General features: G+C 69.2%; 16 protein-coding genes and 1 pseudogene. 11 read left to right on the forward strand and 6 right to left on the reverse strand.

The window, feature by feature from the left end; genetic code table 11:
- Positions 1 to 313: 313 nt before the first annotated feature.
- The 9 genes and pseudogenes from PQS31_RS09955 (at position 314) to PQS31_RS09995 (ending at position 12227) form a co-directional block, all read left to right on the forward strand.
- Positions 314 to 1045, forward strand: a complete 732-nt coding sequence (locus PQS31_RS09955; protein WP_272762569.1) for a 2OG-Fe(II) oxygenase family protein — start codon at positions 314 to 316, stop codon at positions 1043 to 1045.
- 296 nt (positions 1046 to 1341) lie between these two features.
- Complete coding sequence (locus PQS31_RS09960; protein ID WP_272762570.1) at positions 1342 to 1950, forward strand: LysE family transporter; 609 nt, start codon at positions 1342 to 1344, stop codon at positions 1948 to 1950.
- Between the two features lie 312 nt (positions 1951 to 2262).
- Positions 2263 to 3123 (forward strand): flagellar motor stator protein MotA, encoded by an 861-nt coding sequence (gene motA / locus PQS31_RS09965; RefSeq protein WP_272762571.1) that lies wholly within the window; start codon positions 2263 to 2265, stop codon positions 3121 to 3123.
- Between the two features lie 5 nt (positions 3124 to 3128).
- A pseudogene (gene motB / locus PQS31_RS09970) lies at positions 3129 to 3947 on the forward strand (flagellar motor protein MotB); the annotation flags it as partial.
- A 183-nt stretch (positions 3948 to 4130) separates the two neighbouring features.
- Positions 4131 to 5006, forward strand: a complete 876-nt coding sequence (locus PQS31_RS09975; RefSeq protein WP_272762572.1) for an ABC transporter substrate-binding protein — start codon at positions 4131 to 4133, stop codon at positions 5004 to 5006.
- Positions 5007 to 5592: 586 nt separating this feature from the next.
- Positions 5593 to 8733 carry a TonB-dependent receptor gene (locus PQS31_RS09980; RefSeq protein WP_272762573.1) on the forward strand — a complete coding sequence of 1047 codons (3141 nt, stop codon included), beginning with the start codon at positions 5593 to 5595 and terminating at the stop codon, positions 8731 to 8733.
- Positions 8734 to 8902: 169 nt separating this feature from the next.
- Entirely contained in the window at positions 8903 to 9658 is a 756-nt protein-coding gene (locus tag PQS31_RS09985; protein ID WP_272762574.1) for a SapC family protein, read from the forward strand.
- A 24-nt stretch (positions 9659 to 9682) separates the two neighbouring features.
- The gene (locus PQS31_RS09990; protein WP_272762776.1) at positions 9683 to 10684 is read left to right on the forward strand and encodes a cupin-like domain-containing protein; all 1002 of its coding nucleotides are present in this window, start codon (positions 9683 to 9685) and stop codon (positions 10682 to 10684) included.
- A gap of 16 nt (positions 10685 to 10700) precedes the next feature.
- Positions 10701 to 12227, forward strand: coding sequence for a tryptophan halogenase family protein (locus PQS31_RS09995; protein ID WP_272762575.1), 1527 nt, complete (start codon positions 10701 to 10703; stop codon positions 12225 to 12227).
- A gap of 25 nt (positions 12228 to 12252) precedes the next feature.
- On the opposite strand, the gene PQS31_RS10000 is transcribed toward PQS31_RS09995, so the two are convergent.
- From PQS31_RS10000 to PQS31_RS10020, 5 genes are all read right to left on the reverse strand, one after another.
- A complete protein-coding gene (locus PQS31_RS10000; protein ID WP_272762576.1) occupies positions 12253 to 13119 on the reverse strand; it encodes a sensor domain-containing diguanylate cyclase in 867 nt (288 codons plus the stop codon).
- 67 nt (positions 13120 to 13186) lie between these two features.
- Complete coding sequence (locus PQS31_RS10005) at positions 13187 to 15055, reverse strand: glycerophosphodiester phosphodiesterase family protein (RefSeq protein WP_272762577.1); 1869 nt, start codon at positions 15053 to 15055, stop codon at positions 13187 to 13189.
- A gap of 146 nt (positions 15056 to 15201) precedes the next feature.
- On the reverse strand, positions 15202 to 15516 hold the full coding sequence (locus PQS31_RS10010) for an HPF/RaiA family ribosome-associated protein (RefSeq protein ID WP_272762578.1): 315 nt from the start codon (positions 15514 to 15516) through the stop codon (positions 15202 to 15204).
- A 96-nt stretch (positions 15517 to 15612) separates the two neighbouring features.
- Positions 15613 to 16461: an ion transporter gene (locus PQS31_RS10015; RefSeq protein ID WP_272762579.1), complete on the reverse strand. Its 849-nt coding sequence runs from the start codon at positions 16459 to 16461 to the stop codon at positions 15613 to 15615.
- Between the two features lie 225 nt (positions 16462 to 16686).
- Entirely contained in the window at positions 16687 to 17589 is a 903-nt protein-coding gene (locus PQS31_RS10020; RefSeq protein WP_272762580.1) for a CHAD domain-containing protein, read from the reverse strand.
- A 314-nt stretch (positions 17590 to 17903) separates the two neighbouring features.
- Here PQS31_RS10020 and PQS31_RS10025 point away from each other — a divergent pair, with 314 nt between their 5' ends.
- The gene (locus tag PQS31_RS10025; protein WP_272762581.1) at positions 17904 to 18356 is read left to right on the forward strand and encodes a lipocalin-like domain-containing protein; all 453 of its coding nucleotides are present in this window, start codon (positions 17904 to 17906) and stop codon (positions 18354 to 18356) included.
- A 115-nt stretch (positions 18357 to 18471) separates the two neighbouring features.
- A complete protein-coding gene (locus PQS31_RS10030; protein WP_272762582.1) occupies positions 18472 to 18942 on the forward strand; it encodes a DUF1456 family protein in 471 nt (156 codons plus the stop codon).
- A gap of 9 nt (positions 18943 to 18951) precedes the next feature.
- Here PQS31_RS10030 and trmY read toward each other — a convergent pair whose 3' ends face one another.
- Positions 18952 to 19545: a tRNA (pseudouridine(54)-N(1))-methyltransferase TrmY gene (gene trmY, locus PQS31_RS10035; RefSeq protein ID WP_272762583.1), complete on the reverse strand. Its 594-nt coding sequence runs from the start codon at positions 19543 to 19545 to the stop codon at positions 18952 to 18954.
- Between the last annotated feature and the right edge of the window lie 182 nt (positions 19546 to 19727).

Consider the following 19727-nt stretch of genomic DNA (forward strand, 5'->3'; position numbering starts at 1 on the left):
CGGCAGCGCGGATGCGAAGGCGTACGCGTTACGTATCACTGCCTCGAATCCAGCGGAGAGACGATGCGGGGGCTCGTTCTCGAAACTGCCGCGGCATGGGCGTGAGCGCCAGACAGTTCGATGCGGTCGATATCGACACCCTCGCCTTCGCGCGGTGGCGGGATGGCGCTCAGCAACTCGCTTACGTAGGAGAGTAGACACGTGCGGCGGAACGCAAGACGAGGCCGGCGTGCCGACGCGATACAAGCGCTTCGCAAAGCACGTTCTTTATTGCAAGCTTGCGCGACGAGTTTTCCAACGCCGAAGCAGACCGATGCAGCCATCACCGCCACCGTTCATCCTGAGTCGAAGTGTTGATGTCCGCGCTGCGGCGCAACGTTTCGCGCAGCATGGAATCGTCGAAATTCCAGGGGTTTTCGAACCCGAAGTTGCAGAACGCCTCCACATGTGTCTGCGTTCTGAGGTGCCTTGGGGATTGGCGTACGAACTCGGGGGCAGAGCGCAATACCTCGACAGCGGGGCACTCGCCTCAATCCAGCCTGACACGATGGCGGACATCGAACAAAGAATCCGCGGCGAGGCGATCCACGGCTTCCAATATCGCTATTTCAACTATCCCATACTCGATGCGTACCTTGAGAAGTGGCCTAACGAGGTGGCGTTGTTGCACACCTTTCTCGAATTCATCAATGGACCGCAGTGGTTGTCACTCGCGTGGCAGGTCACGGGTCTTAAGGAGCTGACCAAATGCGACGCCCAAGCCTCCCTCTACGCCCCGAATTGCTTTCTTCATCGACATAGCGATGAAAAAAGCAGCGAGGGATGGCGCATCGCATATGTATTGGGACTCACTCGCGAGTGGCGGCCAGAGTACGGCGGCACCTTGCAGTTCCTCGACGAAGCAGGCAACACGACGCTGGGCGTGCTGCCGAAATTCAATACGCTGAATCTGTTCGCAGTACCTCGATGGCATATGGTGACTCACGTACCGCCCTATGCGCCGACCGGGCGCTATGCGATCACTGGCTGGTTCCGCGACAAGTGAGGCCCCGCCCGCTGCCTCACGCCTCGAGGTGCGCTGAAATCGCGCATGCCGATGGACGCATGTGTGCGGATTGCACTCCGACAGCGTTCGCCAAAGCCGGAGATCGAATGGGCGGTGCCGGGCATCCGGCCGCGGCACCCATCCGCTACTGGCCAGTCGTCTGATAGGGCCGACCACGCCGTATCTGGTCACCGCCAACGCCGTTCGCGCCAGCTCAGCCGAGGTTGCGTGCTGCCGGCACTCGCCTCATCTTGAGCGCATCGCGATGGGCCGGGTGACAGACAGGACGTGACAGGGTGGACGGCCTCGGTTTCGCACTTGCCGTACTGCTGGTGGAACTCACGCCCGGGCCGAACATGGCCTGGCTGGTCGCGTTGACGCTGGCCGAGGGGCGACGCGCCGGGTGCATGGCGGCGGCGGGCGTGGCGCTGGGGCTGGCGATCAACGTGGCGCTTGCGGGCGCCGGGCTGGGCGCCTTGCTGGACCGGGCGCCGGGGCTCGGAGCCGGTCTCGGCGTGGCGGCAGGCGCGATGATGCTGTGGCTGGCCTGGCGCGGATGGACGGCACCGGCCGACGCCCCGGCCACGCATACGACGGCCGGGACGCGTTCGCTGCACGGTGTCGTGACCGGCCTCGTGCTCAACGTGTTCAACGCGAAGGCGGCGCTGTTCTTCCTGACCGTGGCGCCGCGGTTTCTCGACGCGGCGCCCGGCTGGCGCGAGATCGCGGCGCTGGGCCTGATCAGCGTGGGCGTCGCGACCCTGGTCCATCTGGGCCTGGTGTTCGGTGCCGGCGGTGTGCGCCGGGTGCTCGTCCGGCCGTCGCGGGTGCGCAGGGTGCGCCGGGGCCTCGCGCTGGGGATGGCCGCGGTCGGGCTGTGGTTCCTGGTCGCCGCGATCCCGTGACGCATGCCGCCGGCCCGGAGCGCGCCCCCGCGTGGCCTGACGCATTGCGCCGCCGTCCATCGCGAAGCCGGCCGCGGACCGCCCCCGGTGTGCAGAGCGGCATCCGTCCTGAACGCAGGCATGTCCCCGTGCCCGACCGCGCCCGCGTGTGGCGGCACTCGGTGCGTCAGCGACTCCGCGACCCGTCCGCGCGTGCAACGGCGTCCCGCCCGGCGTCGCCCGCAACCGCCGGTGCCCGACGAGCGGCACTCAAGACGCTCTGACGCACGCCGATACAGGCGTAACTGCAGAGAGTCTCCGGATCCACCGCTCATGTATCTGATCATCGGTGCCATCGTCGTCGTCGCGAGCATGGTCGGCGGCTTCACCATGGTGGGTGGCAAATTGCTGTCGCTGTGGCACGTCAACGAGATCATCGTGATCTGCGGCTGCGCGCTGGGTGCCTATGTGATCGCCACGCCGCCCAAGGTGATGAAGGGCGCGATGCAGAGCACGATCGCCCTGCTGAAAGGGCCGAAATACCAGCGCGCCGACTACGTCGATCTGCTGAAGCTGATCTACGAGATCCTGATGAAGATGCGCCGTGAGGGCACGATGGCGATCGAGGATCACATCGAGAACCCGGAGCGCAGCACGATCTTCCAGAAGTATCCGAAGATCGCGGCCGACCACCACATGCTGACCTTCATCACCGACTGCCTGCGCCTGATGATCGGTGGCAGCATGAGCCCGCACGAGCTCGAATCGCTGCTCGAGTACGAGCTCGAAACGCATCACCAGGAGGCGCTGGAGCCCGCGCACTCGGTGCAGAAGGTCGCCGACGCCTTGCCGGGGTTCGGCATCGTCGCTGCAGTGCTCGGCATCATCCTGACGATGTCGATCGTCGGCAGCGCGCCGCCGGCCGAGATCGGCCAGAAGGTGGCCTCGGCGCTGGTCGGCACCTTTCTGGGCATCTTTCTCGCCTATGGCTTCGTCGGTCCGGTCGCCACCGCGATGGAGAACCGCGCGCATGACGAGGGCAAGGCCTTCGAGGTGGTGAAGATGGCGCTGGTGGCATCACTGCGCGGCTACGCGCCGTCGGTGGCGATCGAGTTCGCGCGCAAGCTGCTGTTCTCGGGTGTGCGTCCGAGCTTCCAGGACCTGGAAGCCGACCTCAAGGCCGCCAAGGGCTGACCGTCATGAGTGACCAGGCGCAACCGATCATCATCGTCCGCAAGAAGAAGGGCGGTGGCGGCGGTCATCACGGCGGCGCGTGGAAGGTCGCCTATGCGGACTTCGTGACCGCGATGATGGCCTTCTTCATGGTGATGTGGCTGGTGGCCACGATGCCGCAGGAACAGCTGGGCGGCATCGCGGAGTACTTCAAGAATCCGAGCGCGGTGGCCGGCGCCGCCGCATCGGCCGCCCCCGGGGTCAGCGGCCCCGGCGGCGCAGGCGACGTGCCGATCAAGATGTTCGACCATCTGAGCAACCCGCCCGGCGCGGGCGCGACGCCGGACGAATCACGCCGCGATGCGGCCGATCGCGCGCGCCTGGAAGCGCTCAAGCGCGAGCTCGAAGAGGCGGTGGCGAAAAGCCAGGCACTGGCGCCGTTCAAGGACCAGCTGCTGATCGACATCACGCCCGAAGGCCTGCGCATCCAGATCGTCGACAGCCACAACCGGCCGATGTTCGACCTCGGGTCGCCCAACCTCAAGGACTACACCGCGCAGATCCTCTTCGAGCTGGCGAAGTATCTGAACCAGGTCGACAACCGCGTGGCGATCTCCGGCCATACCGACACCACGCCGTTCGCCGATGCCAGCGGCTCGGGCAACTGGGAACTGTCGAGCCAGCGCGCCAACGCGGCGCGTCGCGCGCTGGTGGCCGGTGGTATGGACGAAGCCAAGCTGTCGCGCGTGGTCGGGCTGTCGTCGTCGGTGCCGTTCGACAAGGCCGATCCGCGCAACCCCATCAACCGGCGCATCAGCATCGTGGTGCTCAGCGATGCGGCCGAACGCATCGATGCCGAAGGGCAGGCGGCCGTGCCGGTCGCGGACGTCGCGCCCGTGGACGAGACGGGCGGCGACCTGCTGGCCCAGCGCCAGGACTGAGCGCGCGCGCGGACGGTGCGCCGGCGAGCGCCGTGCCCGTGGCGGCGCGGTGCACTAGTCTGTGCGGCCGTCGAACGAGTCGCCCGCATGAAGCTCCAGCTGTCCCTCGAGTGGTTCCTGAATCCGGATCACCTCCCGCTGATCGCGGGGATCGAACGCGGCTGGTACCGCGACGCGGGCCTCGAACTGGAACTTCTGGTGCCCGACGATCACTACGACGGCCTGGCGGCCACGGTCGCCGGCGAGGTGGCGTTCGCGTGCAACGAGCCCCTGCACATGATCGATGCCCACCGTCCGGGCCTGAAGGCACTGGGCTGCTTCTTCGAGACCGACGGCGGCATCCTGCTGCAACGCGACGCCGCAGACCGGCTGCGGAACGGCGGAGCGGTGCGTCTCGCATCGCCGGTCGCGGGCGGGGTCACCGATGCGATCGCGGTCGAAATCCTGTCGCGCTGGTGCACCCGGCAGGGCGCGCCGTTCGATCCGGCGCAGGTGCGGATCGAGGGTGCCGGGTTCGAGCATCTCGCGAACCTGCGCGCAGGCTTCGACGGGGCGTGGCTGTGTTTCGCGAACTTCGAAGGGGTGGAGGCGCGGCTGGAGGGCATGGACACGATGTTCATCACCACCCACGACGTGGGCCTGGCCAACTTCTCGGCCCTGGAGCTGTTCACGTCGACGGGATTTCTCGACGCCAATGCGGGCGTCGTCGACACGGTCGTTCGCCTGATCGGGGAGGGCGCCGCGTTGTGCCGGGCCGATCCCGCCGAAGCGGCGGCGCTGTGGTACCGCTACAGCAGGACCGCGCCCACGCCGCTGATGGACGCGATCATCGCCGATACCTGTCCGCGCCTCGTCGCGCCTCTGCGCCGCGACGCCTCGCGCTGGCACGGCATGTGGGCGCAGTTCGACCGGCTCGGTCTGAGCCAGGTCGACGGCGCGGGCTACGCGGCGCTCTATTCGTAATCGTCCCGGCGCAAGCGCTCGCACGCGCACGCACGCGTGCGCGGCGACATGCCCGCGCGCGTCGGATGACCGCTCCGTCTGCAGCGTCGCCGGGCCGGCGGGCGATCACGTTTGCGCCCCGGCCGCCTGCGCGCATGCGGAGGGCGACACGCGCGCATTTCGCGCGTGAATGGCCACACGCGCCGCGCGCACGATGCGGATATGGGCCGGGTTTGCTGCACTGCACGGTGACAAAGCCGCGACAGCGCTATACACCGTCACTCCAGGGGTGTTAGCGCTATCACGTTCACGGCGATGGAGACGGAGTTCGGACGCTTCGACAGTGCAGGGCAGGCGCTCGGGCGCCATGCACACGGGCGAAACGGCGGCACTCCGGCACGATCGACGCACGTGCATGGCGGCAGGACGAGCCGAGTCGACGCCGTATGTCCCCACCGACCGACGCTCCAGTGCGTTCAAGAGAACACTCGAAGGAGGGCCCCCGAGCCGCAGATGCCGCATGGCGCAGGCGAAGGTGGCCGGGTGATGTGAGTGCCGCGCGCAGCCTGCGTGCGGTCGAACCAATCTTGGTGCTGAGGACGGGCGAATGAACCTGAAGTTGAAGCGTTTGAAGTCGACGGCGATGTTTACCTTCGTCGGTGGCGTGTTGATCATCAATCCGGCGTTCGCGCAGGAGCCACAGCGTCCGGCGACCACCGGCGCGCAGTCGACGAGCGCGCCGCAGAGCGCGGCGACCGATCTCGACACGGTCAGCGTCACCGCGCTGCGCAGCAGCCTCAACCAGGCGATGGAAACCAAGCGCGACGCGGCCGGCGTGGTCGACGCGATCAGCGCCGAGGACATCGGCAAGTTCCCCGATTCCAACCTCGCCGAATCCCTGCAGCGCGTGACCGGCATCTCGATCGAGCGCCGCGACGGCGAAGGGGCGCAGGTCACGGCGCGCGGCTTCGGCCCGCAGTTCAACATGGTCACGCTCAACGGCCGCCAGGTGCCCGGCGCCGACGCCTTCGGCGCGTCCGGCCAGGTGGCGATCGGCGGCGTGGACGGCGGCACGCGCGCGTTCAACTTCGCGCAGCTCGCGGCCGAGGCGATCAGCGGCATCGAGGTCTACAAGACCAGCCAGGCCCACGTGCCCAGCGGCGGCATCGGCGCGACGATCAACATCCTCACCGATCGTCCGTTCAACCACTCGGGCGTGGTCGCCAGCGCCGGCGCCAAGGTGGTCTCCGACCGCAGCCAGCCGTTCGAGAGCGACCTCACGCCCGAACTCTCCGGCATCTTCAGCTACACCAACCCGGACAAGACCTTCGGCGTGGGCCTGAGCACCAGCTACCAGAAGCGCAAGGGCGGCTCGGTCCAGGCGACCAACAACTACTGGAACATCCAGCCCTGGACGGGCACGATGCCGGGCGATCCGGCGGTGACCAACGCGCCGGCCATCGGCGAGCTCTATGCGCGTCCCAACGATCTGCGCTATGCGTTTTCCGAGTTCGAGCGTGAGCGCATCAACGGCCAGGCCGTGCTGCAGTTCGCGCCCACCGACAGCGTCACCCTGACCCTGGACTACACGTACTCGACCAACGAGATCACCGAGAACCGCGGTGAGCAGGGCATGTGGCTGCAGAACAGCGCCTATACCAACATCGAGTTCGACACTTCCGGCGCAGTGGCCACGCCCACCTACATCCGCGAGATCGCGGGCACCAAGGATTTCGGCCTCGAGCAGCAGCGCAGCATGCAGGAGTACAAGCTCGGCTCGCTGGGCTTCAATGCGGTCTGGGACGTCAACACCGATTTCCGCCTGAGCCTCGACGCGCACAACTCCAAGACCGAGAGCCGGCCGAACGATCCGCTGACCGGCGGTGGCTCGATCTTCATGAGCATCGCGGGGACCAACAACTGCACCACCGGCCCGCACTGCGGCGGCTCGTGGGTGCAGGAGCTGTTCTTCAACAACGGCATGCCGGTGGGTACCCAGACCTGGTATCCCTCGACCGCCGATGCGATCGCGCGCACCAACGGTGTGGTGAATCCGGGCTTCGTGGCCGGCGAGATCGGCTCCCAGGTGCTGCGCGTCAACGCGCAGACCCAGATCAGCGAGATCAAGCAGGGCCGGGTGGACGGCGAGTGGAGCTTCGACCAGGGCCGTTTCCAGTTCGGTGTCGACACCAACAAGGTCAGCACCCACCGCCTGCAGGCCGCCGAAGCCTATTCGGCACTCGGCGACTGGAGCGTGGCGAACGTCGATTCCGATGTCGCCGGCGGGCTGATGAATTTCCTGCAGCCGGTCAGCATCGTCGGCCTGTTCGACGACTATTCGATCGGCGGCTGGCCGGCCTGGCGCGGCGACGCCGGCGCGCTCGCGCAATGGGCGGCGGCGCAGTACGGCGTGGGCCTGGGCGTGAGCCCGCAGAACGCGGCCGACAACCGGGTCGAGGAAAAAACCAATGCGGCGTACATGCAGCTCTCGCTCGAGGGCGAGCTGGCCGGCATGCGCACCAACACCCGGATCGGCGTGCGCTACGAGACGACCGACATCACCTCGACCTCGATCATCGCGATCCCCGAGGCGATCGAATGGCAGTCCAACAACGACTTCCGCATCGTGCTCTCCGACGAGCTCGAGCCCTTCAGCGAGCGCGCCAGCTACAGCTACATCCTGCCCAACCTCGATTTCAGCATCGACTTCACCGACCAGCTCAAGGGACGCGCCTCGTTCGGCAAGAGCATCGCGCGTGCACCGTACGGCAATCTCTACGCCGGGCCGGGCGCCCAGCAGCCGACCGGCTCGGTCCTGCTCGATTCGTCATCCCGCGCGCAGGGCAATTCGCAGAATCCGAGCCTCAAGCCGCTCGAATCGGACAACCTCGACCTGGCGCTCGAGTGGTACTTCGCCAATGCGAGCTACCTGTCGGTGACGTACTGGACGAAGTCGGTGAACAACTTCATCGGCAACACCATCACCCAGGAGCCGCTGTACGGGCTGCGTGATCCGACGTCCGGTCCCGACGCCCAGGCCGCGCTGGCCTTCCTGCTGAGCCCGGCGTGCGCGGCCCAGGTGGGCGCCGCCAATGCGGCGGCGTGCTCTGGCAACGACACCTCGCTGTTCAGTGCGCTGGCGCTGTTGCGCAACGACCCGGCGGGCCTGGGCGCGTTCGACGGCAGCGACGCGCAGGCGCTGGCGCTGGAGGCGGCCTATGATCTCTACGGCAATGCCAACGACCCGCTGTACCAGTTCAACGTCAGCCAGCCGATCAACCAGAACGCGGCCACATTGCGTGGCTGGGAACTGGGCGGCCAGTACTTCTTCGGCGATTCCGGCTTCGGCATCCTCGCCAACTACACCATCGTCAACGGCGACGTGGGCTACAACAACGGGGGCGATCCGAACGTGGACCAGTTCGCGCTCACCGGCCTCAGCGACACCGCCAATGCGGTCTTCATGTACGAGAAGTACGGCTGGACGGTGCGCCTGGCCTGGAACTGGCGCGACGAGTATCTGATCCTCGCCAACCAGGGCAACAGCAAGAACCCGTACTACGTCGAGGCCTACGACCAGTGGGATCTCAGCGTGAACTACGCCCTCAACGACCACTGGTCGTTCGGCTTCGAGGCGGTCAATCTGACCGGTGAGGACGTGCGCTGGCATGCCCGCACCGATCAGCAGATCGTCAAGCTGGCCGACCAGAGCCCGCGCTACATGCTGGGCGTGCGCTACCGCTTCTGATCCCGTCACCGCCTCCCCCGCGGACGATGCCGGACGGGACCGTTGCACGTGCAGCGGTCCCGTTCTCGCATGGCGCGGCGGGGTGCGCGCACCGATGCGCCGGCGCGCGTGCGCCCGTACCATCCAGGGACCGTCCGCATCGTCCGGGCGTTCCCAGCCCGGAGACCCGATGGCCCGCTTCGAACTGCTCAACAACGTGGCGCACAAGGACCTGCGCGTCGCCACCGGCTTCGATCCGCGTTTCGGCGACGCGATCGGCATGGTGCCGGCGTATCCGAGCGAATACGCCGAACTGCAGCGCGAGTACCCGATCTTCTTCCGCAAGGACGAGGCGGGCGAGTGGATGTCGGTGGCGCTGCTGGGCTTCGAACAGCACGAGAACCTGTTCCTGCGCGACGGCCGCTGGAATGCCGCCTACCTGCCGGGCGCCGTGGCGAAGGGCCCGTTCCTGATCGGCTTCCAGGAGCAGCAGATCGACGGTGAGGTCCAGCAGGCGCCGGTGATCCATGTCGACGTCGATCATCCCCGGGTGAATCGCGACGACGGCGAGGCGGTGTTCCTGCCGCAGGGCGGGAACAGCCCTTATCTCGATCACATCGCCAACGTGCTGCGTGGCATCCGCGACGGCGCGGAGTTCGGCACGGCCATGTTCGCCGCCTTCGATGGCCTGGGCCTGATCCAGCCGGTACAGCTGGCGGTCGAACTGGATGCGCGGCACCGCGTCGACGTGCGCGGACTGTACGGCATCGATCGCGACGCGCTGGCGGCACTGGAGGGCGCGGCGCTCGAGCGCCTACACCGCGCGGGGTATCTGGAAGGGGCCTATCTGGTTCTGGCGTCGCTGAACAACGTGCGCCGGCTGATGGCGGAAAAGCAGCGCCGTCTGCGTGAGCAGGACGCGGCCGCCGGCAACGGAGGCCACTGAGCCGTGGACGTGGCACCGACGTCGATGCGCTCGCTCGAGGTGGCGGATGCCGGCCCGCTTCCGCTCGACGACCTGCTGACGGCAGGCGTGCCGACACGGCTCGGGGGCATCGCGCGCACCTGGGGGCTGGTTCGTGCCGGGCAGCAATCGACGCAGGCGGCGATGGCCTACCTGCGCGGCTTCGATGCCGGCCGCCCGGTGACCTACTCCCACGGCGCGCCGTCCATCGGCGGACGCCCGTTCTACAACGAGGACTGCACGGCGCTGAATTTCGAGGTCCGCCGCGGCGGGATCGGCGAGGTGCTCGACGCGATCTCGCAGCATCTCGACGACGCCCGCCCGCCGACGTACTACGTCGCCTCGCTACCGATCGCCGGCGCGCTGCCGGGCTTCGACGTCGACAACGATCTTGGGCTGGCGGCGCACGGCGTGCAGGCGCCGCCGAGCATCTGGATCGGCAACCGGGTGGTCGCGTCCTGTCATTTCGACGCGCCGGAGAACCTGGCCGTCTGCGCGGTCGGTCGCCGCCGCTTCACCCTGTTCCCACCCGAGCAGATCGACAACCTGTACCCCGGGCCGCTGGAACCGACGCCGGGCGGGCAGGTCGTCAGTCTCGTGGACTTCGACGCGCCCGATTTCGCGCGGTTTCCGCGCTTCCGCGACGCACTGGCCACGGCGCAGACCGTGGTGCTGGAACCGGGCGACGCGATCTACATTCCCGGCATGTGGTGGCATCACGTGCGCAGCGAAGCGCCGTTCAACGTACTGGTCAACTACTGGTGGCGCCGCGCGCCGGCGCATCTGGCGTCGCCGCTGCCGGCGCTGTACCACGCGCTGTGGACGTTGCGCGACCTGCCCGAGCGCGAGAAACGGGCCTGGGCGCACGTGTTCGACTATTACGTGTTCGGGCCGGCGGACCGCGCGGGTGCGCATGTGCCCGAGACCGCGCGCGACCTTCTGGCGCCGATCGACGACACGCGCGCGCGCCGTCTCCGTGCCCGGCTGATCGCCGCGCTCAACCGCTGACAGGAGCAGGCACGACATGGATCACACCGATACACCGCCGGGCGCCATCCGCCGCGTGGTCATCGCCGGCGGCGGCACCGCGGGCTGGCTGGCCGCCTGCGCACTGGCGCACCAGTTCCGCGAGCGGCTGGACATCACGCTGGTGGAGTCGGAACAGATCGGCACCGTCGGCGTGGGTGAATCCACCGTGCCGCCGATCCGCACCTTCCACCGTTTCCTGCAGATCGACGAGCAGGCGTTCCTGCGCGCCGTCGCCGGCACGTTCAAGCTGTCGATCTCGTTCGAACACTGGCGCCGCCCCGGCGACCGCTACATCCATCCGTTCGGCATCACCGGGCAGAGCACCTGGGCGGCCGGGTTCCATCACTTCTGGCTGGATGCCCAGCGCCGCGGCATGGCGTCCGAGCTGGGGGATTTCTGCCTGGAAACCCTCGCCTCGCGCGCCGACCGCTTCGCGCTCGGCACCGATCCGCAGGTCAACTACGCCTACCACCTCGACGCCGGTCTCTACGCGGGCTTCCTGCGGCGGATCGCCGAGAGTCACGGCCTCCGGCGGATCGAAGGCAAGATCCGCGAGGTCAGCCGGCATGCGCACAGCGGCGACGTCGAGGCCCTGGTGCTCGAGGATGGACAGCGGCTCGAGGGCGACCTGTTCGTCGATTGCACCGGCTTCCGTGGCCTGCTGATCGAGCAGACCCTGCAGACCGGCTACGAGGACTGGAGCGAATGGCTGCCCAGCGATCGCGCCGTCGCCGTGCAGACCGAATCCGACGGCGCACCGGTACCGTACACGCGCGCGATCGCGCACGAGGCGGGATGGCGCTGGCACATCCCGCTGCAGCATCGCGTCGGCAACGGGCTGGTGTTCTCCAGCCGCTACATGTCCGACGACGAAGCGCACGCGAAGCTGCTGCGCGATGTCGGCGCGCGGCCGCTGCGGGACCCGTGGCTCGTGCCGTTCCGCACCGGGCGCCGGCGCAAGGCCTGGAACGGCAACGTCGTGTCGCTCGGGCTGGCCAGCGGCTTCATCGAGCCACTGGAATCGACCAGCCTGCATCTGACGATCAGCGCGGTCGTGCGCCTGGTGCAGCTGTTTCCGTTCGACGGCATTTCGCCGGCCCTGGTCGAGGTGTTCAACGAGGTCAGTCGCGCGGAGATGGAGCACGTGCGCGACTTCATCGTGCTGCACTACCACGCCACGCAGCGCGATGAGCCGATGTGGGTCGCCTGCCGCGAGATGGCGTTGCCGCCGTCGCTCGACATCCGCCTGCGCGCCTGGCGCGAACGTGCCCATGCCTGGCAGCACGCCGACGAGCTGTTCCGGGTGGACTCGTGGACCCACGTACTGCTGGGGCAGGGGATCGCACCCGGCCCGCCGCATCCGCTGGCCCGTGCACTCGGCGACGACGACCTGCGCCGTCTGCTCGAGGGCATCCGCGCGCCCATCGAGCGCGCGGTGACGCAGATGCCGACGCAACAGGCCTTCATCGAGCGCTACTGCAGGGCGGGCACGGCCGTCTGGGGGGCAGCCGCGCAGCGCTAGGCCGGCGCGGGCGCGCGCGTGCGGCTCAGTCCGCAGCCACCGCACGCGCGCCGCGTTTGGCGGCATACATGGCGTGATCGGCGTGCGCCAGAAGCGCCCGGGTGTCCTGTCCGTCGCGTGGAAAGCAGGCGATGCCGATGCTGGCCTCGATGCCACGTCCGGCATCGGGCACGACAGGATCGATCCGGCTCAAGTGCATGCGGATGGCGTCCGCGGTGCACGCCGCATCGGACGGATCCGGGCAGCCCGGCAGCAGCACCACGAACTCGTCGCCGCCCATGCGTGCGGCAACGTCGCCGCGGCGCAGCACGCGTTCGATGCAGCGGGCGACGGCCTGCAGAAGACGGTCACCGGCCTCGTGCCCGCCGGCATCGTTGGTGGCCTTGAATCCGTCCAGATCGATATAGAGCAGGCACAGCCCCGAGGCTGCGATCCGCGCCTGCGCCAGCGCCGACTCGAGGGCCTGGTGCAGCGCATGCCGATTGGCCAGGCCGGTCAGCGGGTCGTGGTGGGCGAGGTATTCGAGTTGCTGTTCCGTGCGCCGCAGCTCGGTGATCTCGCGTCCCACGCCGATGCGCACCCCGTACGCCGGATGCCAGGTCGCCGACCACTGCATGTCGACCAGATGGCCGCCCCTGTGCACGTAGCGGTTGCGGAAATGACGCTGCTCCTGTCCCTGCATGATCCGGCTGGCCTGGGCCCGGGTGTCGGCACGGTCGTCGGGATGCACGAAATCGAAGGCCCTGCGGCCGAGGACGTCGCGGATGCCGTAGCCGAGGATGCGTTCGAACCCCGCGTTGACGAACAGATACCGCCCCTCGGCGTCGACCACGCACACCGCATCGGGCAGCAGGTCCAGCACCTCGGCGGGAGCAGGCAGGATCGGCGTCATCGTGGCCCGGACGCGGTAAGAGCACCGGGGCCCAGCATGCCAGAGCGCGCACCGGGTGCGGCAGACCTCAGCGTCGGAACCAGCTGTGCAGGCGGGCGAGCAGGCGCTCGACATCGTTCAGTGCGGCCCGTTCCTCGCGCACGCGCACGGCTTCGGCGGGAACATCGGTACTGATGTCGTCCACGCCGAGGTCCATGTAACGCGCCATCCGCGCCGGATCGTTCACCGTCCAGGCCTGCAGTGTGTAGCCGCGGCGGCGGGCCTCGGCCACCGCGCGCAGGTCGAGCTGCAGGTGATTGAGGCCCAGCATGTCGAAGTCGGTGCGGCGCGCGGTGCCGGGCAATGCGGCATTGGCGAACAGGGCCAGGCGCGCATCGGGCGCGGCGATGCGGGCCGCGCGCACCAGGTCCGGGGACAGCGAGGCCAGGATGACCGCATCCCGGTAACCGGAGCGCTCGACTTCGTCCAGCACCGCGGCCAGCAATGTCGCGGCGTTGTCCGCGTCGGGCTTGAGCTCCACCAGCGCCTGCGCGCGGCGATCGATGAAGACCAGCGCTTCGCCCAGCGTGGCGATGCGCTGGTCGGCGAATGCGGGGTCGAACCAGCTCCCGATGTCGATGTCGCGCATCGCCGCCAGCGGCGTGTCGACGACCGCGCGCGCATCGCCGGCCATGCGCCGGAAGTCGCTGTCGTGGAACACCACCACGGCGCCGTCCGCGCTGAGGCGCACGTCGAATTCGATCATGTCGGCGCCTGCGTCGATCGCAGCCTCGAACGCGGCCAGGGTGTTTTCCGGGGCGACCGCCGATGCACCGCGATGCGCGGTGACCGTCACCTCGTTGCGCAGGTTCATGCTGACCACCGCCAGCGAGGCCTGCACCAGGGCGAGCGCCAGGAACGCGGCTTCCGCGCCCCAGACGAGCCGGCCCGGATGCGCGGGCACCGCCTCCGCGCCGTGCCGCCTGCGGCTGCCGCCGAGGCGCAGGTACAACGCGCGCACCAGCAGCGCGTTGAGCGTGGTGCCGAGAAACAGCGCGCCGAGCGCCGTGGCCGCGTAGAGCGTCAGATAGACCACCATGCCCGCACTGACCAGCACGCGATGCGCGGGCAGGCCGTCGAGCAGCGGCGTGGCGGCGCGGTCGTAGAGTTCGGTCACCAGCAGGGGCAGGGCAGCCACCGTCAGCGCCACGCCGACCACCAGCGCGGCGATACGGAGATGCCGGCCGCGGGTGAGCCGGCGGCTGCGGACGAGCGCCGCGCGGGGTGTCAGGCCTTCGAGCACGAGGGCCGGCGTCGCCAGCAGCCAGCGGAAATACAGCGTCGCGTGCAGACACAGTCCCGCCACGAGCACCGGCGCGAAGCTGCCGACGAACCACCACAGCGCGTCCGGTCGCGCGCGCAGCACGTAGTAGGGGTCGAACCCCCCGAGCAGGCCGACATACAGCGCGCCGCCGATCGCCAGCCAGGGGAGTGCCAGAACGCCATGGGCCGCGACCTGCATCGCCGCCAGGACCGCAAGCGGGCCGGCGCGGCGCAGCATGCCCAGCAATGCGACCGCGGCGGTGCGGTAGCGGCAGCCGTGACTGGCCGACACGAGGAGCATGCCGGTCTGCTGCAGCATCACCACGAACCAGGCGAAGGCGCCGGCGAGTGCCAGCCAGGCCAATGCGAGCATCGCCCCCGCGATGCCGTCGAACTCGCCCGCGAGCGGCCTCTCGATCCAGTGCAGCAGCGCGGCGAGCGACCAGGTGGTCAACGGCGCGGTCGCGACCGTGGCGAACGCGGTGAACAGCAGGTACCAGGCGAGCATCGGCCGCAGGTGCCTGCGCAGGTCGCGGCGCATGTCGTGGACCAGCACGCCGCGCAACAGCGCGCCGTCGTCGGGTGGCGGCGCGGGTGCGGGGGCGTCAGGAGGCGAAGCGGGGCGGGTGTGCATCCGCGGGATGTCGACGGTGGGTGGGCGCGGCGCGGCACGATGCGCGGGTGCGGTCGGCCGGTGCACCGTGCCGGGTGCAGGCCCGCCGGCCGCGCATCACGTCCATCGAGGCGCGCCGGCCGGCCGTGACGCGCGGCGCCGGAGACTCAGTAACCGCGCTGCTTCTCGATCCGCGAGTCGAGCAGGGTCTTGAGCTTGTCGCAGGCGCCGCGGATGGCCTTTTCGACATCCGCGTCGTCGTGGCTGGCCCCGATCGGCTCGTCGTTCTGCAGCCGGGCCTCGAGTGCGCAGCGCTTGTCGTTCGGACCGCCCTTGGTGGAATTGCTGTCGGACAGGAACACCTCGAGCCGGCTCAGTCGCGGGAAGAACCGGCCCAGGTGCTGCTCGAGCATCGCGTTGACCCGGCTCTCGAGCGCGTCGTTGCCGTCGATGTGGTTGTCGGTGTTGAACTGGATCTTCAATGCATCACTCCTGGCCTGCGGGGGCGCAGCCTTCGATGGCGCAGACTAACCGCGCCCTGCACGGATGCTGCGTGAAACGGCCGCCGCGGCGCGAGTTCAACCGCCGCCGCGCGCCTCGATCAGGCGGCGCAGATCGCGGATTTCGTCGCGCAGCGCCCGCACTTCGGCATGCACGTCGGCCTCGATGTGCTCCTGGGTCCGGTCCAGCGCGTCCAGCGTGTCGGCGTGCTCGGCCTCGGACACGGTCTGCATCGCATCGACGATGACGCCGATGAACAGATTGAGCATGGTGAAGGTGGCGATGAGGATGAACGGAATGAAGAACGCCCAGGCATACGGGAACTCCTCCATCACCGGCCGCGAGATCCCCATCGACCAGCTCTCCAGCGTCATGATCTGGAACAGGGAGTAGAACGAGCGCCCCAGATTGCCGAACCAGTCGGGAAAGACCGGGCCGAACAGGTTGGTCGCGATCACCGCGCAGACGTAGTAGATCAGCACCAGCACCAGGCCGATCGACAGCAGGCCCGGGACTGCGCCGAGCAGGGCCCCGACCACGCGGCGCATCGACGGCACGATGGTCAGCACGCGCAGCACACGCAGCACGCGCAACGCACGCAGCACCGAGAACGGGCCGGTCGCCGGCACCAGCGCGATGGCGACGACCGCGAAGTCGAACAGGCTCCACGGATCACGGAAGAACTGCGCACGGTGCACGTACAGGCGGATGACGATCTCGGCCACGAAGACCGCCAGGATGACCTTGTCGGCGAGATGGATGAGCGCGCCGGCCGCCGCCATGATCGACGGCGAGGTTTCCATGCCGAGCAGAACGGCGTTGACGACGATCAGCGCGAGGATGGCGTTCTGCACGCGCGGGTGCGCGATGAAGCGGTGCAGGCGGCCCCGCAGGCCGGGGAACTCGGTCGATCGGGCGTCGCGCATGGGGGCTCCGGAACAGGGCGGACGCCCTCCGCCGGACCCGCGCGGGCGGCCGGCGGAGCGGTCTCCGCGAAGCCGCGAATGGTAGCCGGCGCCGGGCGGTCGCGCAGCTTCGGCCCGGCCGGACATGCGGGTTCGACGTGGGCGCGATCGGCGCGCAGCCCGCTTCGCACGGCGCGCCGGCCGATCAGTGCCGGCTGCGCGCAGCGTGCGGCCGGTGTGGACGGGTCACGCCGGACGGTCGCCGTCGCGGACCCAGGCGGCATGACGGCGGCGCCAGCTCGTGACCAGCGCCCGGGGCGGCTCGGCGAACAGCCGCGCGCCGAGCGCATCCGCGTCGCGCGCCAGGAGGCGCTGGCGCGCCCGGATGCAGTCGACCAGGGCGTCGATCACGTCCTCGGCGATGCCGGGCATCCGCCGCGCCTGTTTCGCCAGCACGGCGAGGTCGTGATGCTGGCCGAGGATGTCGCCCAGTCGTTCGGCGCACACGCGCTGGGCGCGCATCGGCGCCAGCCAGATCGGACCGAGCAGGCGCAGGTGAAAGGCGAAGTCCTTGGTGCATTTGCGCCAGCGGTGGAAGGCCTCGTCCTCGCCGCCGCGCACCGCGGCGCGCATCGCCTTGCGGCCGCGGCGATAGCGCGCGCGAAGTCCGTGCGAGAACGCCGCGAAGCCGTCGTCGCCGACCTTCCAGCGGGCGATCCGCGGCAGGGTGTCGGCGAGTGCGTCGCGCGCGCTTCGAAGCAGGGCCTGCACATCGTCGCGCGCATGGACGGTGTTCCGGTGCAGCGCGAGGCCGGCGCGCACCGGCGTGAAGCGCGCGAGCTCCGCGGCGCTGCAGCGCGTCACCAGCCTGTCGAAGGTGTCCAGCAGCACGTCGGCATCGCGCAGGGGCCCCAGGGGCGCGGCGATCGCGCGGAACGCCGCGTTGCCGGCCGCGTCGTCGTCCAGCGCCGGACGCAGCAGACGCAGCAGTCCGCGGATCTTCTTGCAGCGCTTGCGCACGTCGTGGATCGTGCCGGCCGCATCGCCGCCGTCGTCGATGCGCGCCAATGCCGCCTCGACCTGCTGACGCGCAATGCGGCGCACCGATGCGCCGGTGCTGCCGTCCTCGTGCTTGATGCGGTAGGCCATCTGAATTGCTCCCGTCGGGGACCGGTAGATCTATCACCGCTGGCGTGAGCACGGGCACACGTCGGAAGCAGGCGCGGAACCGGGACGCGGCGTGGCGCGGCCGCCGGCTACAGCCGTGTGTCGAAGGGCGCGGAGCGGTGCGTGCTGCCCGCGCCGGCACTTCGCGGCGCGACGCGACGGACGGCCGCTGCACGGCCGGGCACCCGCCGTTCACGCCAGGCGATGCGACACTCCTGCGGCATCGACGCCGCGGCCCTTGCCGCCGAACCAGAGGAGTGCGCCGTGTCCGTCGTCCATTCCGATCCAGCGCGCCGGTGAGCGGTGATCGTCCCGCGCCCGCATCGCGCGTGCTCGAGGGCACGTGGCGCCTGGTCGCGTACGAGGTCGAGGTGCGCGACACCGGCGAGCGGTTTCCGCCGATGGGCCAGGCACCGTCGGGCTATGTGATCTTCAGCGCCGAAGGACGCGTGTGGTTCATGCTGACCGGGGAAGGCCGCGAGCCCGGTGACACCGACCGCGAGCTGGCGCGACTGCTGGAAACCCTGATCGCCTACACCGGCCGCTACTGGGTCGAGGACGACGCCTGGGTGACCGCGGTGGACGTGGCCTGGAATCCGGCCTGGGTGGGCACCGAGCAGCGACGCCGGTTCGTGCGTGACGGCGATCGGCTGCAGGTGTCGACGCCGTGGCGGGTGATGCCGAACTGGGCCGATCGGGGTGAGACGCGCAGCATCATCAGTTTCGAGCGTGAACCCGCCGGGCCTTGAAGCAGGCGCCCCTCGCGCGCGTCCGGCGCGACGCGGGCCGGACCAGGCGCCCGTCGTGCCGGCAGCCGGCCGTCGCGGCCGCTAGACTGGGCGCCCCCCGCGCCGTCCCGAGCCGATGATCAACAACGACGTCCTGCGCAGCATCCGCTACATGCTCGATCTGAGCGACCAGAAGGTGGTCGATCTCGCCCGGCTGGCGGATCCTGCCTTCGCTCTCGACAAGGACGACGTGCGGCCGATGCTGCTGCGCGAGGACGAGCCGGGGTATGTGGCCTGCAGCGACGGCGTGCTCGCCCACGTGCTCGATGGCCTGATCGTGCATCGGCGCGGCCGCGACACGAGCCAGCCGGCACGGCCGGTGGAGTCGCGCATCAGCAACAACGTGGTGCTGAAGAAGCTGCGGGTCGCGTTCGAACTGACCGACGTCGACATGCACCAGATCTTCGTCGATGCCGGCTTTCCGGTCTCCAAGCCCGAGCTGTCGGCGCTGTTCCGCCAGGCCGGTCATCGCAATTTCCGGCCCTGCGGCGATCAGCTGCTGCGCAATTTCCTCAAGGGGCTCACCCTGCGCGTGCGCGGGGGGTGAGCGACGGCGTCAACGCTGATCGAGTGCGTGGTGGATCAGCACCACGCACTGCGAGGCGAACAGCATCGTCGGGCCGAGGGTGATCTTCGTCGCGCCGAGCCGCTCGAGGCCGGGAATCGCCTTCTTCGGCATCGGAATGTGGTCGGTCAGCAGGAAACAGGGACGATCGGCGAAGCGCTGCTCGCCGATCGGCGTGCCCTTGCGGTCCATCAGGAACAGCTGGTGATCGACCGCGAGCGCCTGCACCAGGCGCTCGAAGCTGCTGGTGCGCACGCTGACGCCGGCTTCGACCGCACGTTCCTCGTCCTTGCCCATGCCGCGTGAGGCATCCAGCGCACGCGCCACCTTGCCGAGCAGGGTGCGCTCGTCGAAGCCGCCGATGTCGTGCATGGCGTCGACCTCGAAGCGCAGGGTGCGCGAGAAGTCGCGCGTGCGCTCGAGCACCAGATAGACCACCACACCGGGCCGGTGCGCCTGCGCCACGAAGAAGGCGTTCATCAGCGTGTGCGCGAGGATTTCGGTGTGCGCCTCGCCGCCGACCTGGGCGAGCAGGGCCTGGCTGTCGGTGGGGGCCGCACGGGCGCGGAGCACGAAGGTTCGCATGGCAGTCCTGGGGTCGGAATCGTCAAGTCACGTGCTGCGATGTGACGCGTGCATTGTCTCCGCAATGCCGCGGCCGCGCGATCGGTGACGTCGCGCGGACGGCGTGCACGCCGAGACGGCGATGGCCGCGGCGGCACGCCGCGCCGCGACCGCACGACGGCGTGGCTCCGTGTGCCGCCCGT

It is taken from the genome of Luteimonas sp. BLCC-B24 (assembly GCF_028550595.1).
Classification (GTDB): domain Bacteria; phylum Pseudomonadota; class Gammaproteobacteria; order Xanthomonadales; family Xanthomonadaceae; genus Luteimonas.